Here is a 15,238-nt window from a genome sequence, read left to right as displayed (position 1 = left end):
AGAACCGGAAGGCATCCGATCATGCGCATTATCGCCCTGGCGTTTCTGCTGTGCCTGGCCAGCGTGAGCGAAGCTGCACAAATGCCGCTGTCCGTCCTGCCGGGCGGTGCTGTGGTGTTCAAACCAATCCAGAGCGTTCGCGAGCGCAAGTTCGCCGACCTGGTGCAACAAAAGACCGACTTCAGCTGCGGCGCCGCTGCGCTGGCGACCATCCTGCGCCAGGCCTACTGGCTGGATGTGGACGAACACCAGATCATCGAAGGCATGCTGGCCCACGCCGACCAGGACCTGGTGCGCACACAAGGCTTCTCGATGCTCGACATGAAACGCTACGTCGAGAGCCTAGGGATGCGTGCCCGCGGTTACCGGGTGGCCCCCGACACCCTGCACAGCGTGCGCATTCCGGTCGTGGTGCTGATGGATGTGCGCGGCTACAAGCACTTCGTGGTCATGCAGAAGGTCGACAAAGGCTGGGTGTACGTCGGTGACCCGGTGCTGGGCCACAGGCGCTACAAGATCGACGATTTCCTCAAAGGCTGGAACGGCATCATCTTCGCCGTGATCGGCCAAGGTTACGACAAGAACAACGTCCTGCTCGACCCGCCCCTGCCACTGACCGCCAAGGGCCGGGTGAACAACTTCACCCCAGTGAAGGACACCGAGCTACTGGACTTCGGCTTCATCAAAAGCGACTTCTTCTAACGACTGTTCTAATGACAAGGAGCATGATGCTCCAGGGAGCATTTCATGAAGACTTCATTGTGGCTGGCCATGGCCTGCCTGGCAGCCAGCTTGCCCAGCCACGCAGAGGCGTTCAAACCCATCGAACTGAAGGACCAGGAGCTGGCGAACCTGCGCGGCCGTTACGTGATGCCCGGACGAATCGTGAGCTTCGGCATCGTCATGTCCAGCACCTGGCAAAATGCCAAGGGCGATGTGATCGGGGCAACGTCAACGCTGCAGGTTCAGCAGTCGACCATCAAGCCTCAGTTCTATGTCTCGATGATTGATGAAAAAGGCACCGGCACGGCACCGAGCGGTGCTTCCGCCGCCGGGACTGGCGTGGTCACAGGTGGCAACGGCCTTGCCACCACCGAGGGTGTGACCCAGGTGGTACGCGCGGCCGGCGACAACAATGCCGCCTACAACAACGTCGACATCAACGTGACCAAGGCCAACCAGGCTCCCGCCATACAACAGCAAGGGCAGGTACTGGCCGCCGGCCAGACCCTGGTTGGGGAGAACGGCGCTGGTGCGCTCAGTGTGTCTTCCAGCGGTGTGGGCGTGCAACTCAACATCAATGCCAGCAATAACCAAGGCAGCAGCATGCAGCGGCTGGCCCAAGGCGGCCTGATGCAGAACTCGACACTGCTCGGCAACGGCAACCTGGTCAGCAACGTCACATCATTGAATGTCGTGATGCGTGAGAGTGTGCCGACCGCGGCTTCGCTCAACGGCAGCCTTGACCAGCTCAAAGGTCTTCGCACCTTCGGATACTGATCTACGCTCAGTCTCATCAAAAGTAGTTGGAAGGGACGGCAACTCCATGTACCGATCTTTTACGCTTAGAGCTTTTGTGTGTTTCGCTACCCTGGCCCCCGCCACAGCACTTTACGCAGCCGCCGACCCTCAGGTCGAAGCGCTGAAACAGGAACTGATCGAACTCAAACGTCGGTACGAGGCACAGCAACAGGCACTGATGGTGCTGGAGCAACGCGTGCGCCAGGTTGAGGAGGCCCCTGCAGCGGCGCCGCCCAAACGCCTGGTCAAGTCCCCCGCCGAGGGGGTGAAGGGTGCGCAGACTGTCGCTTCTGGCACGCCTGGCACCACTGGTAGCTCGTACGGGCAGGCGCTGACGGCCGATTCCGAACCGGCGCAAAGCGTTTCCAACCTCTATGACGAAGCCAGCGGGTTCTTTGGCGGCGGCAAGTTCAGCTTCGAAACAGGCGTCACGTATACCCATTACGATACCCGGGCGCTTACGCTCAATGGCTTCCTGGCGCTGGACTCGATCTTTCTGGGCAGCATCAACCTTGACCGGATCAAGGCCGACAACTGGACCCTGGACATGACTGCGCGCTACAACCTGGCGCAGCGTTGGCAGTTCGATATCAACGTGCCCGTGGTGTACCGCGAGTCCACCTACTCGTCTGGCGGCGCCGGTGGCGCCGGGGCCAGTACCTCCGATGCAACCGTCACTCGCGACCCGGAAATTGGCGATGTCAACGTTGGAGTGGCCTACAAGTTCCTCGACGAGGACGAAACCTGGCCTGACGCCGTCGCCACCCTGCGGGTCAAGGCGCCGACCGGCAAGGACCCGTATGGCATCAAGCTGCGCGAGGTAGACGGCAACAGCAACCTGTCGGTGCCGGAAAGCCTGCCCACCGGCAACGGTGTATGGTCGATCACACCGGGTATCTCGCTGGTCAAGACCTTCGACCCGGCTGTGCTGTTCGGCAGCCTGTCCTACACCTACAACATGCAGGACTCGTTCAGCGACATCAGCCCGCAGGTCAACAGCAAGGTGCCGGGTGACGTCAAGCTCGGCGACTCGTGGCAGATCGGCGGCGGTATCGCCTTTGCCCTGAACGAGAAGATGAGCATGTCGTTCTCGGTGTCCGACCAGTTCGCCCGCAAGAGCAAGATCAAACCCGATGGCGGTGACTGGCAATCGATCTCCAACAGTGACTACAACGCCGCCAACTTCAACATCGGCCTGACCTTCGCCGCCACCAACAACCTGACCATCGTGCCCAACCTGTCCATTGGTCTGACCGACGATGCCCCAGACTTCTCCTTCAGCCTGAAATTCCCTTACTACTTCTGAGACTTGCCATCGGCCGAGCCCGTGCGAACGGGCCCGGCTTTTGGTTACCAGCCTTGTAACCGCCCGCCTTCCCTGCCCCGGCCTGTTATCATCAAGCACAGATGCATGACGATTTAATGGCAAAAGGGAAGTTTTTGTGAAGAACCTGTCCGACCACCCACGCACCCGGCTTGCCGCTTTGGCAGCCTTGGTGTTGGTGATCCCACTGGGTACGCGCGCCATGCTGGGTTGGTCCAACCCGCTCGGTTACCTGTCCGACCTCGCCCTCGGCAGCCTGCTGGTGCTGTTGCTGCACCGCCGGCCGTGGTGGCTGGCACTGCCCGTGCTGCTGGCCTGGGCGGCCCTGTGGGTAGCCTCGGCCGAACTCGTAAGCGCGGTGGGCCGGTTGCCCACCAGCGCCGACCTGACCTACCTGCTCGACCCGCAGTTCATGGAGAACTCCACCGGTGGCGGCCTGGCCCATGCCTGGCTGCCTTGGGTGCTGGGCAGTGCTCTGCTGGCCTGGCTGGCCTGTGCCTGGCGCAGCCGCGCACAGCGTAGCCAGCCACTGCCGCGCAAGGCCTGGGCCATCCCCGTACTGCTGTTTGGCGCCCACTGGGGCAGCCAGCAACTGGTACCTTCCGATGCCGACCAGTGGCGGCAATACAACCTCACCCACCAGCTGATGTCTGCCGGGGCTGGCAACCTGCAACGCCAGGTCGAAGGCTGGCTTGGCCGTACGCAACCCTTCACCCCGCTGGCCAGCAGCGGCTTGACCCAATCCGACCTGCATGGGCAAAGGCTGTTTACCGGCCCGGGAACTGCCCGCAACCTGCTGGTCATCACCATGGAAGGCATCCCCGGCGCTTACCTGCGGCCCAACCGCCAGGCGCTGAACAGTCGTTTCGACGAAGACCTGATGCCCAAGCTCAGCAAGTGGGCCGAGCGCGGCATGAACACCCCGGACTACGTGCTGCACACCCACCAGACCATCCGCGGCCTGTACGCGATGCTGTGCGGCGACTACGACAAGCTGGCCAATGGCACGCCCAAGGGCGTGGAGCTGCTGACCCAGAACGAGCGCAACCAGGCTTGCCTGCCAGCACAGTTGCGCCAGGCCGGTTTCACTACCCACTACCTGCAAGGCGCGGGCCTGCGCTTCATGGCCAAGGACCGCATCATGCCGCACATCGGTTTCGATTCGGTGCATGGCCTGGAATGGTTCCGCAACAAGAACTACCTGGACTTCCCATGGGGCAAGGATGACCGCGCCTTCTTCGAGGGTGCCCTGGGCTACGTCGGCCAGTTGCAGAAGCAGGACAAGCCATGGATGCTGACCCTGCTCACCGTGGGCACCCACCAGCCCTACTCGGCGCCGGCCGAGTACCTCGAGCGCTACGACACGCCGAAACAGGCAGCGGTCGCCTACCTGGACGACGCCGTCGGGGCATTTCTCGACAACCTCGAACGCCAGGGCGTACTCAAGGACACGCTGGTGGTGCTGACGTCCGACGAGTCCCATGGCATCGATGGCGTGCGCCTGGCTTCGTCCTGGGGCTTCAACCTTACCCTGGCGCCGGAGCAGGCCCAGCTACCGACCATCAAGCGCGGCACCTACGGCCACATCGACCTGGCCACCTCGTTGCTCGACTACTTCGCACTGCCCATTCCTGTCGCGCTTGGCGGTCGCTCGCTGTACCGTGACTACGACACCGGCCGCGAGATGATCTCCTACACCAACGGCATGCTGCGCTACCACAACGGCCAGGGCGTGTTCACCGAATGTGACTTCCAGCAGCGCTGCCGGCGTTATGCCAGCGAGGGCTTCATCGCCGACCAGGCCCGCTACCTTGGGCCAGGCGACAGCCTGCTGGGCCAGCAGATCGGCGCCCTGGCCGGGGTGCTCGACCAATCCCTGCTGCAAACCCCGCTCAACCTGCGCTACCAATTCGGCGGCCCTTCGCCGATCAAGTTGCGCAAGCGCATCCACGATGACTGGGCCGACAACCTGATTGGCGCACAGTACCTGGAAATGCCGGAAGGCTCGCACACCCGTGTGCGGGTCAAGGTACGCTCGCTAGACCCTAAACGTGCGGCCTATATCCAGCTCAAGGCCAAGCAGTTGGAGCAGGACGTACCCTTGGGCCTGCCACACGAGGTAAAGGTCACCGCCGACGAGCCGCTGGAGATGGAGTTCAGCTTCGACAACCCGACCGAGCGCAAGGCGTTTTCCTTCCATTTGCTGGGCTATGGCGGCGGCAAGGTGGAAGTCAGCGATTTCAGCGTGATCACCGCCCTGCCTGGCGAGGATGACGGCGCCGATGAGCTTGCCGAGGGGCATATCGCCCACTCGGGCTGAGCAAGGTACCGCTCATCGCCCGGCCACCGGTGCCTGTCGATTCGACCTGGGCGTGCTCGACTAAGGTGTGAATCCCCAGCGTGGAGACAGCACCATGAGCACTAGCGACAGCAGGCACCCGGTGGTTTCTCGCAGCCAGTGGCTGGCAGCTCGCCGGCAACTCTGGCTGCACGAAAAAGCCTTTACCCACCACCGCGACGCGCTGGCCGCAGCCCGTCGCGCCCTACCTTGGGTCAAAGTCGAACACGACTATCGTTTCAACGGGCCGGACGGCGAATTGAGCCTGGCCGACCTGTTCGCGGGTCGCAGCCAATTGCTGCTTTACCATTTCATGTTCGCCGAGGGCTGGAGCGAGGGCTGCCCCGGTTGTTCGTTCCTGGCTGACCATTTTGACGGTGCCAACTTGCACCTTGCACACCACGACGTGTCCCTGGTAGCGGTATCGCGGGCACCGTATGCCGAGTTCCAGGCGTTCCGTCGACGCATGGGCTGGCAGTTCCCGTGGTACTCGTCACACGGCAGCGGTTTCAACGAAGACTTTGGCGTAAGTGTCGGCAACGAGGGTGAACGGCAGTACAACTATGAGCCGTATGACGGCAGTGAAAGCGAGCTGCCTGGCTTGAGTGCGTTCTACCGCGAAGCGGACGGCAGCGTGTACCACACCTACTCAACCTACGCCCGCGGGCTGGACATCCTGGTCAATACCTACAACTTCCTCGACATTGCGCCACTGGGACGCAATGAAGGCGGGACCATGGACTGGGTGCGGCACCATGACCGCTATGAAGGGCAGCCAGACAAGGCACACTGCTGTCACAACTGATACAGGGGCCGCACGATGTCAGCCACGCACACCCAGCATCCCGCGCTCGACGATGAAGTCGATCACCGCCTGCAGCCCTTCGCCCTTCTTCAGGTTGCTGAAGGTCCAGGGCCGCTGCGGCCGCATGCGCTGGGTGTCGCGCTCCATCACTTCCAATGAAGCCCCTACATAAGGCGCCAAGTCGGTCTTGTTGATCACCAGGAAGTCCGACTTGGTAATGCCCGGCCCGCCCTTGCGGGGGATCTTTTCGCCCTCGGCCACGTCGATCACGTAGATGGTCAAGTCAGCCAGCTCCGGGCTGAACGTAGCGCTGAGGTTGTCACCGCCGCTTTCCACGAAGATGACTTCGAGGTTACCGAACTTGCGTGCCAGCGCTTCGACCGCCGCCAGGTTCATCGAAGCGTCTTCCCGAATAGCCGTATGTGGGCAGCCGCCGGTTTCCACGCCAACGATGCGCTCAGGCTCCAGGGCGCCGGCCTCGGTGAGGATGCGCTGGTCTTCCTTGGTGTAGATATCGTTGGTCACCACGGCAATCTGGTAGTGATCACGCATGGCCTTGCACAGCGCTTCCAGCAGCGCGGTCTTGCCAGAGCCGACCGGGCCGCCGACACCGACGCGCAGGGGTTGTTGATAGCTTTGCATGCAGGCAGTCCTCAGGAACGGAACAAACGGGTGTATTGGGTTTCGTGACGCGATGAAGCAATGGCCAGCAGTGGCAGGCCACCGCCGAGCTGGTCGTCGCCCAGGCCCAGTGCCTGGTCGAGCGCAGCGGGCAATTCGTTGCCGAGGTCGCGCAGCAAGGTCTGGGCAGCCTGCTGGCCGAACGGTACCAGCTTGACCCCGGCCATGACCGCGCCCTCCAGCCAGGCAAAACCATGGCCCAATGCCAATTGGCGCAGCGGGATGGCCCAGTGCGCGGCCAGCCAGGCCATGCCGCCCAGCTGGCTTAACTCAAGGCTGGCGCGCCAGGCCGGTGCCTGGCCCAATTGCCAGCCGTCGAGCAACCGCGCCAATGCCGCACCGCGCTGCTGTTCTTCCAGCCGCAGCTCGGCCGTTTCACGGTTGGCCAGCAAGAACCGGCTCCAATGGCCGAACGCTGCGGCATCTTCGGCCTGGCATGCGTGGTACAAGCGCGCCAGAACCGGCCAGTCGAGGCAAGCCAGGGTGTCGTGAACCTGCTCGCGTTGCCAGGCAACGAAGCCGTCCACGCCACGCACCCAGCCGGCCTCGACCGCCCACTCCAGGCCTTGCGAGTAGGTGAAGCCGCCCACCGGCAAGCCGGGGCTGGCCAGCTGCAGCAGGCGCAGCAACGCCAGGTCGCTGTTCATCAACCGGCCAGTACCAACGCGGCGCCGGCCAGCAGGCCACCGCCAAAAGCCTTTTGCAGGCCGCTGTGGCGGCGCAGCAGGCAACCGACCGCGAAGCCGGCCGCCAGCAGCAGACCGCTGACGGTGACGAAGCCAGCACTGAACTGCCAGAACGCGCTTGGCGTGGCTTCTACACCGTGGGCCCAGCCATGGAACAAGGCAAACACCGGCATGGCCATTGCCAGCAGCAACTGGCGGCTCGGCAGCAGCACCGCCCCGGCAGCCACCAGCAGCGACGCGGCAATCAGGGCTTCCATGCCCAGCACATCGCCGAACAGGTGCCCGCACACAGCGCCTGCGAACATTGCAGCCAGCGTAGCCAGGGGCAACGTCAGGCTGCGCCGAGTCAACGCGGCAAGCACCCCAGTGCCCAGCAGCATCAGCAAGTGATCGAGCCCGGTAAGCGGGTGCAACAGGCCGTCCTGCAGCGGGTTGCTGTCATGACCAGGGTGGGCAAAGGCTGGCAGCGCCAGCATCAGCAGAAACAGGGCGAAAGTCTTTTTCATCGGTTGCTCCAGGGCAGTTCAGGAATGGGCAGGCAGGCGTACGAACGGGTGATCGTGGCCATGAGCATGGCTGTGGCCATGGGGTGCACTTTGGTAAGCGCCCGCTTCCGGCTCGAACGGGGCCTGTTCGGCCTCGACCGTCAGGCCCAGGCCACGCAGCATGTCGTCCAGCACATGGTCGTGTTGAAAGCGCAGCAGGCCGGGTTCGATCTGCAGCGGCACATGGCGGTTGCCCAGGTGGTAGGCGGCGCGGGCCAACAAGTGCGGGTCGGCGCAGCGCACCGTGGACACTGCCTCGGGCGCCGCCAACACGCGGATCAGGTGGGTGCCATCGGCATCGGCCAGCAGTTCACCGCCGCGCAACAGGTGGCCGCGTTCGAGCATCAAGCCGGCCTCGCGGCCATCGTCCAGGGTTAACCGCAAACGACTCTTGATGCGACTGTCCACATCGAGGGTGACGGTGCCACTCACAGCAAGCGTGCCGGGGTCGCTGATACGGCGGGTCAAGACAATCATCGGTGCTCCTTCAGAACAGAAAGTAACGCTGGGCCAGCGGCAGTTCGCTGGCCGGCTCGCACACCAGCAGCTCACCATCGGCACGCACCTGGTAGGTCTGCGCATCGACTTCTATCAGGGGCTGCAGGGTGTTGTGGACCATGTCGGGCTTGCGTACCCGACGGCAGCCGTTGACCACGCCAATCAGGCTGCGCAGGTTCAGTTCCTCGGCCAGGCCACGGTCCATGGCAGCCTGGGGCAGAAAGGTCATGCGCGTGGCATGGCGTGCCGCGCCCAACGCGCCGAACATCGGCCGGTAGTGCACCGGCTGTGGCGTTGGAATGGAGCCGTTGATGTCGCCCATCGGCGCCGTGACAATCATCCCGCCCTTGAGCACCAGGGCCGGTTTGACCGCGAAGAAAGCCGGCGACCACAGCACCAGGTCGGCCAGCTTGCCCACCTCCACCGAGCCCACTTCGTGGCCGATGCCATGGGTGAGTGCCGGGTTGATGGTGTACTTGGCGATGTAGCGTTTGACCCGGAAGTTGTCGCTGTAATAGGTGTCCGGTGCCAGCGGCCCACGGCGTAGTTTCATCTGGTGCGCGACCTGCCAGGTGCGCAGCACCAGTTCGCCAACCCGGCCCATGGCCTGGGAGTCGGACGAGGTCATGGCAAAGGCGCCCATGTCGTGGAGGATGTCCTCGGCGGCGATGGTCTCGCGGCGGATGCGCGATTCGGCAAAGGCCACGTCCTCGGCGATGCTCGGGTCCAGGTGATGGCAGACCATGAGCATGTCCAGGTGCTCGTCCACGGTGTTGATCGTGTACGGCAGGGTCGGGTTGGTCGAGGACGGCAGCACGTTGGCCTGCCCCGCCGCGCGGATGATGTCCGGTGCATGGCCGCCACCGGCCCCCTCGGTGTGAAAGGTGTGGATGGTGCGGTCGCCAATGGCCGCCAAGGTGTCTTCGATGCAGCCCGACTCATTGAGGGTGTCGGTGTGAATCGCGACCTGGATGTCCATTTCCTCGGCCACACCCAGGCAGCAGTCGATGGCCGCTGGCGTCGAGCCCCAGTCCTCGTGCAGCTTGAGGCCAACTGCACCGGCCGCGATCTGTTCTCGCAGCGCTTCAGGCCGCGAGGCGTTGCCCTTGCCGAGCAAACCGATGTTGATCGGCAGGCTGTCGGCGGCCTGCAGCATGCGCGCCAGGTACCAGGGGCCCGGCGTGCAAGTGGTGGCATTGGTGCCGGTGGCAGGCCCGGTGCCGCCGCCGATGAACGTGGTGACACCGCTGTTCAGGGCCTCGTCCACCTGCTGCGGGCAAATGAAGTGGATATGCGAGTCCACCCCACCGGCGGTGACGATCTTGCCCTCGGCCGCGATTACTTCGGTCCCCGGCCCGACCGGCACGTTCACCCCTGGCTGCACATCGGGGTTGCCGGCCTTGCCGATCACCGCGATGCGCCCGTGCTTGATACCGATGTCGGCTTTGACGATGCCCCAGTGGTCGATGATCAGGGCATTGGTCAGCACCAGGTCCATGGCCTCGGCAGCCAGCATCTGGCCCTGCCCCATGCCATCGCGGATGACCTTGCCGCCGCCGAACTTCACCTCTTCGCCATAAACCGTGAAGTCCTTCTCTACCTCAACCCACAACGCGGTATCGGCCAGACGCACGCGGTCGCCCACGGTAGGGCCGAACATGTCGGCATAGGCCTGGCGGGAAATACGGCTCATGCCCTGCCCTCCAGCGCGCCCATCACCTTGCCCTGAAAGCCGTACACCTCACGTTTTCCGGCATAGGCCACCAGTTGCACGGTGCGTGCCTGGCCCGGCTCGAAGCGCACGGCCGTGCCGGCCGGTATATCCAGGCGAAAGCCCAAGGTTGGCGCACGGTCGAACACCAGCGCCTCGTTGACTTCAAAGAAGTGGTAGTGCGAGCCGACCTGCACCGGTCGGTCACCATGGTTGGCCACCGTTGTAGTGACCGTTTCACGGCCACTGTTCAACTCGATGTCGCCTGCGGCGACCTGGACTTCACCTGGGATCATGCTGCCCTCATTGGTAGTTTCAGACGATGGGGTTATGTACGGACACTAGTTTGGTGCCATCCGGGAAGGTCGCTTCGACCTGCACGTCGTGGAGCATTTCGGCGATACCGGGCATCACCTGCTCACGGGTCAGCACCTCGCGCCCCAGGCTCATCAGCTCGGCGACCGTCCGGCCATCGCGGGCACCTTCGAGCACAGCGGCACTGATCAGCGCCACCGCTTCCGGGTAGTTGAGCTTCAGGCCACGGGCCAGGCGACGCTCGGCCAGCAGCGCGGCAGTGAACAGCAGCAGTTTGTCTTTCTCTCTCGGGGTAAGCTCCATGGGGCTCTCTCAGGTGGCCCAGATACGCGGTGGGCAGGCTGGCAGGCCGAGGATGGCCGGGCGCAGTACATGCCACAGGCGTTGCAGGGTGCGTTGCAGGTGTTGGTTGTCGTGGTCGAGCAGGCGGATCACCAGCAGCGACCCGAGCAGGGTCGCGCCAGCCGGGTTGCCCAGTTCGTCGAGCAATGAGCGGACCTGCTCCAGCACGGCCTGATCGGCCGGTGCGGCACAGAAGGTGGCAAGCAGCGGATGCCCGCCAAGCTTGTCCAGATGCCCGCCGGCGATACGCAGGCGCTCATGCAGGCCAACCTCGCCGGGCAGTTCGATGTGCAACAGGCTGTCCAGGGTGCCGTGGTCGAAACGCTCGTGCATGACCGGGCGGCCCAGGCACAGGGTTTCCCAGGCCAGCAGGCGGGCGCCCGGCTCAAGGCTGAAACGGCTGGCAAGGCTGGCGCGGGCGCCCGAGAAGAAGATGCTGTCCTGCGGCAACCACTCCAGGGTGCTGCCAGCGGCCAGGTGAAAGCGTTGGGTCAGCCGCGCGGTCGGGCCGATGCTGCGGTAGAACTTGCTGGCGCCGGGCATGGTCAGCAGCGCGTGGCTGCCCGGCTCCAGGTGAATGTTCAGCTCCAGGCGGTCGCCGGCGACGATGCCTCCCGGTGGGTGCAATACATAGACATGGCACGGCAAACCTTCGGGATAGAAAGGCCGCTGCACCAAAAGAGGTCCGAAATGTTTCCACGCACCAAGGCGGGTCACGTCGCCACGCTGGACAAAGCGCAGTTGCAAGTGAGCGCTCCAGCCCGCATCGCCTTGTTGTTGTTCGATCTGCTCCGCGAGCGACATCCTGCGGCCCCTGAAATACGTGGCCTGCTGGCCGTTTAGAGGGTACGGCGCGGGCGGCTGCTAGCGCGCACGGCCTGACCACTCGATCAAATTCGCAGGCTGGATATAGCAGGTTGCGGGCCAACTTCGCAGGTGAACGATGATGAAACTTTTGCCGCGACCGCTCTGGCATCGGGCATACAGGAGATGGCGCACAAAGCGGGGGCGCGCTTGGGCCCTGTTTCGGTGCTATACGTGCAGATGGGGCTGCTCTGCAGCCCAAACAATCAAAGCTCAGTAGTCGAAGCGGTCCACCGCACGCCGGCGCTCGTTGTCATCACGCCGGTCATAGATGGCCGTGGTCTGGATATTGGCATGGTGCGCCAGCTTCTGCGCGATCGACAGGTCGTGCTCTTCGATCACACGGGTAATGAACGCCCGGCGGAAGTCGTGCGGCATGATCTTCACCCCCACCTGCGCGCCGCGCTGGCGGGCGATGTAGTAGATCGCATGCTTGGTGATTCGCGCTCGGGTGATGTGGCTGCCACGACGGATGCGGTTGAACAGGAACGGGTCATCTTCCGCCCCGGCAGGCAGGTCCTGGCGGCGCAGGTCAAGCCAGGCTTGCAACTTCTCGAACGCCCACGGCGGTGCGTACTTGACCAACTGGTGGTTGCCCTTGCCCACCACCTGCAAGCTGCGCGCTTGGAAGTCGACCTGGTCGAGGTCGATGTCGACCGACTCCGACTTGCGCATGCCTGTGCCGTACAGCAAGGCAATGATCGCCGCGTCACGCACCCCCTGTGGCCTGGGGTCGGCCGCGCACACGTCCATCAACTCGCGAATCAGGCTGCGCCGCAGGTTGCGCCCTGGCGGCAGGCGGGTGCCCGTGGCCGGTTTGACCTCGCGAATGCGCAACAGCAGCTCATGGTCGATCAGGCCTTGGCGCCAGGCCTCGTTCATCACCCCGCGAATCGCGTTGACATACAGCGATGAGCTGTTGGGCGCGTAACCGTCGGCCCGCAGCGCCGCCACCAGCGCGATCACATGGCCGGGCTCGAGCCGATGCCAGGGCACATCGACGATGTTGCAGTCGACAAAGCCGAGCCGATCGGCGGCGTCCTGAAGGATGTAGCGCATGGTTTGCTGGCTGGATGGGGCCAGGCGGGCCATGTACTGCAGCAGCGGATTTTTCGAGAGGTCGGACAAAGCGTGAATCCTGTAGCGAAGCGTCAGCCGGGAGCAAACCGGCAAACCCTGAAGCAAGTCAAAACGACATACAAGCAAGTCCCAATGACCGCGAAACGCGCATGTCATTCGGACCCTGAGCAGTGCCATCACCTTGATATTCAAGGGCTTTGCAATTGGCACGGATCGTGATCTTACCCCAATTGAAGCCTACTGAACGAACCAAGGACCGCCCATGCTCGTGCAACCGATCGCTTCACGCCCACGCCAGGCCGTCTGGGGCCTGGGTTTTCGCCCGTTCTTCCTGGGGGGCAGTTTATTTGCGTTGGTCGCCTTGTTGTTGTGGGTCGGTGTACTGACCGGGGCGCTGGCCCCTGCCCCGCCGGGCGGCATGCTCGCCTGGCACCGCCACGAAATGCTTTACGGCTTCGCCGCTGCCGTTATCGCGGGTTTCCTGCTGACCGCCGTGCAGAACTGGAGTGGCATCCCTGGCTTGAGCGGGCGGGCGCTGCAGGGTGTGTTCCTGCTTTGGCTGCTGGGCCGGGCAAGTTGGTTCCTGCCGTTACCGGGTGGCTTGCTGGTGCTGATCGAAGGCAGCTTCCTTCCGCTGGTGGCGCTTAGCCTGGCGCGACCGATCGTGCAACGGCGCCTGCGCAACAATTACCCGATCGTCGGCCTGGTAATGTTGATCGCCGCCTGCCAGTGGCTAACCTTGGCCGGCTGGCTGCGCCAGGACGAACTGTGGCAACGCCGGGGCGTGTTTGCCGGGTTGTGGCTGGTGGCGGCGATGATGACCGTGCTCGGCGGCCGGGTCATTCCGTTCTTTACCCGCCGAGGCCTGGGCAACATGAGCGCGGCCCCTGCCCGCCCATGGCTGGACCGGGCCTGCTTGGTGTTCAGCGTGGCCGTACCTTTGGCGTTTGTCAGTGGCCTTGCCGATACACCGCGTGCCAGCCTGGCGGTGCTGTTCTTTGCACTGTTCACGCTGCACTCGGCCCGCCTGCTGCTGTGGCACGACCGTGGCCTGTGGCACGTACCGCTGCTGTGGTCGCTGCACCTGGCCTACGCCTGGATCGCCCTCGCCTGCCTGGGCATGGCACTGTGGCACGCCGGGGTGGAACTGAACCCTAGCCTGGTGACCCATGCCCTGACGGTCGGGGCCATGACCGGGCTGATCCTGGCCATGATGGCGCGGGTCAGCCTGGGCCACACCGGCAGGCCATTGCAGGTGCCAACCAGCATGGCTTGGGCTTTTGCCCTGATGCAACTGGCGACCTTGGCGCGGGTGGTTCTGCCGCTGTTCTCATCGCTGGGGGTTAGCCTTTCGGCACTGTGCTGGTGCCTGGCACTGCTGCTATTCCTGCGCCATTATCTCCCCATCCTGTTGCAGCCGAGGACAGACGGCATGCCGGGCTAACGGGCTCGCCGAGATGGGCCAGTCGTTAACGTCAATCGCTTGTAGCCGCGTAGATGAATTCACCTACCTTCTCACCAAGCACTTCCCTCTCGAGGCCGCCAACAGCCCCTTCAGCTCCGACCCGTAGAACCCCACACACTGGAACGCTGATGCCGCCAGCCCCAACCGCAAAAGCCGCGCATAACGTACCGGCGGCCAATCCAGCGCCAGTGGAAACGAGCGCACTTAACCCAAGGCTTCCGGCAAAACTAACTGCCTCTGTCATTCGGATTTTTTTGCACACCTGCGTCTCACCGGCCCGGCAAACCTTCTGAATGTTCATGCAAGACGAAGTACCTCCGAGCCCAATTGCAGCATGCCCACCCTCTTTAAGGTACTTACCGAGCCGCGCCACCTTATCCAAATGCGTCGCATACCCCGCAATCTGCCCCGGGCCTCCCGCTTTCGACCAATGGTGCACCAGGCACTTGGTCGAAATATTCAAACGATTCTTCAGCCGTTCATAGCGCCCCAGATTCAACTGCTTGTTAAGGAATGCCGCCTTCAGCTGATCATCCAACTGCTGGAGTAACTGCCGGCGTTCGGCAAAGAAAGCCGGGCTGGAGTTGATGTGCAATTGCTCGATACGCATCAATGTATGACTGACCCGCTCCAAGCCTTGATCCAGCTTGTCCCTCCCCACGCCCATGGACAGGCTGGCGTTGCCGAGCAAACCGGCGATATCGGCCTGGTGCTGCATCATGAAGTCCGCTTCAGCGAAATCGAGCACCTTCAGCGCGCACCGCGCGTGCTGTGCAGCTGCCATCAGTTCTCGCTCCTCGCGCGCGCAGGCATGTTCGTTGTCAGGGTCACCCATGACGAAGATTTCACCTGCCTTGAACCCTTGTTCGAACGTCGGGTTGAGCCGCTGTAACAGGGAAATCGGCAGCGTGGCAGCGTGCTCGGCCAGTTGCAGCAGCACCTGGGGGAACGACATGCGTCGAGGAACCACGTAAAAGCCAGGCTCCAGCGTACCAGGCAATGCGTCGACTGCCTGACCTTGTCCTTCCAGATTGGCTCGCATAAACAAACTCCCTGTGCATGG

16 protein-coding genes are annotated in these 15,238 nt (G+C 63.4%); 6 read left to right on the top strand and 10 right to left on the bottom strand.

From position 1 onward, the window contains the following. The first annotated feature begins 21 nt into the window (after positions 1–21). The 5 genes from APH42_RS08385 to APH42_RS08365 all read left to right on the top strand — a co-directional run bounded on the left by APH42_RS08385 (position 22) and on the right by APH42_RS08365 (position 5,988). Complete coding sequence (locus APH42_RS08385) at positions 22–702, top strand: C39 family peptidase (protein ID WP_012272554.1); 681 nt, start codon at positions 22–24, stop codon at positions 700–702. 45 nt (positions 703–747) lie between these two features. Beyond that, complete coding sequence (locus APH42_RS08380; protein WP_060493129.1) at positions 748–1,500, top strand: hypothetical protein; 753 nt, start codon at positions 748–750, stop codon at positions 1,498–1,500. 46 nt (positions 1,501–1,546) lie between these two features. Continuing rightward, complete coding sequence (locus APH42_RS08375; protein WP_012272556.1) at positions 1,547–2,827, top strand: hypothetical protein; 1,281 nt, start codon at positions 1,547–1,549, stop codon at positions 2,825–2,827. Between the two features lie 136 nt (positions 2,828–2,963). Continuing rightward, positions 2,964–5,165 (top strand): LTA synthase family protein, encoded by a 2,202-nt coding sequence (locus tag APH42_RS08370; RefSeq protein WP_060493128.1) that lies wholly within the window; start codon positions 2,964–2,966, stop codon positions 5,163–5,165. A 94-nt stretch (positions 5,166–5,259) separates the two neighbouring features. Then, a complete protein-coding gene (locus APH42_RS08365) occupies positions 5,260–5,988 on the top strand; it encodes a thioredoxin family protein (RefSeq protein WP_060493127.1) in 729 nt (242 codons plus the stop codon). Positions 5,989–6,006: 18 nt separating this feature from the next. On the opposite strand, the gene ureG is transcribed toward APH42_RS08365, so the two are convergent. The 9 genes from ureG to xerC form a co-directional block, all read right to left on the bottom strand. After that, a complete protein-coding gene (ureG, locus tag APH42_RS08360; protein WP_010953755.1) occupies positions 6,007–6,630 on the bottom strand; it encodes an urease accessory protein UreG in 624 nt (207 codons plus the stop codon). Between the two features lie 11 nt (positions 6,631–6,641). Further along, on the bottom strand, positions 6,642–7,316 hold the full coding sequence (locus tag APH42_RS08355; RefSeq protein WP_012272559.1) for an urease accessory protein UreF: 675 nt from the start codon (positions 7,314–7,316) through the stop codon (positions 6,642–6,644). Continuing rightward, complete coding sequence (locus APH42_RS08350; protein ID WP_012272560.1) at positions 7,316–7,861, bottom strand: HupE/UreJ family protein; 546 nt, start codon at positions 7,859–7,861, stop codon at positions 7,316–7,318. Before APH42_RS08350 ends, APH42_RS08355 begins: the two co-directional genes overlap by 1 nt. 18 nt (positions 7,862–7,879) lie before the next feature. Further along, complete coding sequence (ureE, locus tag APH42_RS08345) at positions 7,880–8,377, bottom strand: urease accessory protein UreE (protein WP_012272561.1); 498 nt, start codon at positions 8,375–8,377, stop codon at positions 7,880–7,882. Between the two features lie 10 nt (positions 8,378–8,387). Then, a complete protein-coding gene (gene ureC / locus APH42_RS08340) occupies positions 8,388–10,091 on the bottom strand; it encodes an urease subunit alpha (RefSeq protein ID WP_060493126.1) in 1,704 nt (567 codons plus the stop codon). Continuing rightward, positions 10,088–10,405 (bottom strand): urease subunit beta, encoded by a 318-nt coding sequence (locus APH42_RS08335; protein WP_060493125.1) that lies wholly within the window; start codon positions 10,403–10,405, stop codon positions 10,088–10,090. The genes ureC and APH42_RS08335 overlap by 4 nt, the downstream gene beginning before the upstream one ends. Before the next feature lie 19 nt (positions 10,406–10,424). Beyond that, complete coding sequence (locus APH42_RS08330; protein WP_060493124.1) at positions 10,425–10,727, bottom strand: urease subunit gamma; 303 nt, start codon at positions 10,725–10,727, stop codon at positions 10,425–10,427. 9 nt (positions 10,728–10,736) lie between these two features. Further along, on the bottom strand, positions 10,737–11,570 hold the full coding sequence (locus APH42_RS08325; RefSeq protein ID WP_060493123.1) for an urease accessory protein UreD: 834 nt from the start codon (positions 11,568–11,570) through the stop codon (positions 10,737–10,739). Positions 11,571–11,843: 273 nt separating this feature from the next. Continuing rightward, the gene (gene xerC / locus APH42_RS08320) at positions 11,844–12,758 is read right to left on the bottom strand and encodes a tyrosine recombinase XerC (RefSeq protein ID WP_012272565.1); all 915 of its coding nucleotides are present in this window, start codon (positions 12,756–12,758) and stop codon (positions 11,844–11,846) included. 214 nt (positions 12,759–12,972) lie between these two features. On the opposite strand from xerC, the gene APH42_RS08315 reads away from it, so the two are divergent. Next, positions 12,973–14,154 carry an NnrS family protein gene (locus APH42_RS08315; protein WP_060493122.1) on the top strand — a complete coding sequence of 394 codons (1,182 nt, stop codon included), beginning with the start codon at positions 12,973–12,975 and terminating at the stop codon, positions 14,152–14,154. 31 nt (positions 14,155–14,185) lie between these two features. On the opposite strand, the gene APH42_RS08310 is transcribed toward APH42_RS08315, so the two are convergent. Further along, positions 14,186–15,217 carry a hypothetical protein gene (locus APH42_RS08310; RefSeq protein ID WP_256217803.1) on the bottom strand — a complete coding sequence of 344 codons (1,032 nt, stop codon included), beginning with the start codon at positions 15,215–15,217 and terminating at the stop codon, positions 14,186–14,188. Positions 15,218–15,238: the final 21 nt, after the last annotated feature.

This window comes from Pseudomonas sp. NBRC 111140 (assembly GCF_001320885.1).
Lineage (GTDB): Bacteria > Pseudomonadota > Gammaproteobacteria > Pseudomonadales > Pseudomonadaceae > Aquipseudomonas > Aquipseudomonas putida_P.
The sequence above is the reverse complement of the archived record's forward strand: the minus strand, read 5'-3'. Positions and strand labels throughout refer to the sequence as shown.

What these genes read in the sequence shown, in the direction of transcription:
- APH42_RS08380 (WP_060493129.1), top strand. Translation starts at nt 748, where the DNA reads ATGAAGACTTCATTGTGGCTGGCCATGGCCTGCCTGGCAGCCAGCTTG.
- APH42_RS08310 (WP_256217803.1), bottom strand. Translation starts at nt 15,217, where the DNA reads ATGCGAGCCAATCTGGAAGGACAAGGTCAGGCAGTCGACGCATTGCCT.
- APH42_RS08350 (WP_012272560.1), bottom strand. Translation starts at nt 7,861, where the DNA reads ATGAAAAAGACTTTCGCCCTGTTTCTGCTGATGCTGGCGCTGCCAGCC.
- APH42_RS08335 (WP_060493125.1), bottom strand. Translation starts at nt 10,405, where the DNA reads ATGATCCCAGGTGAAGTCCAGGTCGCCGCAGGCGACATCGAGTTGAAC.
- ureE (WP_012272561.1), bottom strand. Translation starts at nt 8,377, where the DNA reads ATGATTGTCTTGACCCGCCGTATCAGCGACCCCGGCACGCTTGCTGTG.
- APH42_RS08325 (WP_060493123.1), bottom strand. Translation starts at nt 11,570, where the DNA reads ATGTCGCTCGCGGAGCAGATCGAACAACAACAAGGCGATGCGGGCTGG.
- APH42_RS08385 (WP_012272554.1), top strand. Translation starts at nt 22, where the DNA reads ATGCGCATTATCGCCCTGGCGTTTCTGCTGTGCCTGGCCAGCGTGAGC.
- APH42_RS08375 (WP_012272556.1), top strand. Translation starts at nt 1,547, where the DNA reads ATGTACCGATCTTTTACGCTTAGAGCTTTTGTGTGTTTCGCTACCCTG.
- ureC (WP_060493126.1), bottom strand. Translation starts at nt 10,091, where the DNA reads ATGAGCCGTATTTCCCGCCAGGCCTATGCCGACATGTTCGGCCCTACC.
- APH42_RS08355 (WP_012272559.1), bottom strand. Translation starts at nt 7,316, where the DNA reads ATGAACAGCGACCTGGCGTTGCTGCGCCTGCTGCAGCTGGCCAGCCCC.
- ureG (WP_010953755.1), bottom strand. Translation starts at nt 6,630, where the DNA reads ATGCAAAGCTATCAACAACCCCTGCGCGTCGGTGTCGGCGGCCCGGTC.
- APH42_RS08330 (WP_060493124.1), bottom strand. Translation starts at nt 10,727, where the DNA reads ATGGAGCTTACCCCGAGAGAGAAAGACAAACTGCTGCTGTTCACTGCC.
- APH42_RS08315 (WP_060493122.1), top strand. Translation starts at nt 12,973, where the DNA reads ATGCTCGTGCAACCGATCGCTTCACGCCCACGCCAGGCCGTCTGGGGC.
- APH42_RS08365 (WP_060493127.1), top strand. Translation starts at nt 5,260, where the DNA reads ATGAGCACTAGCGACAGCAGGCACCCGGTGGTTTCTCGCAGCCAGTGG.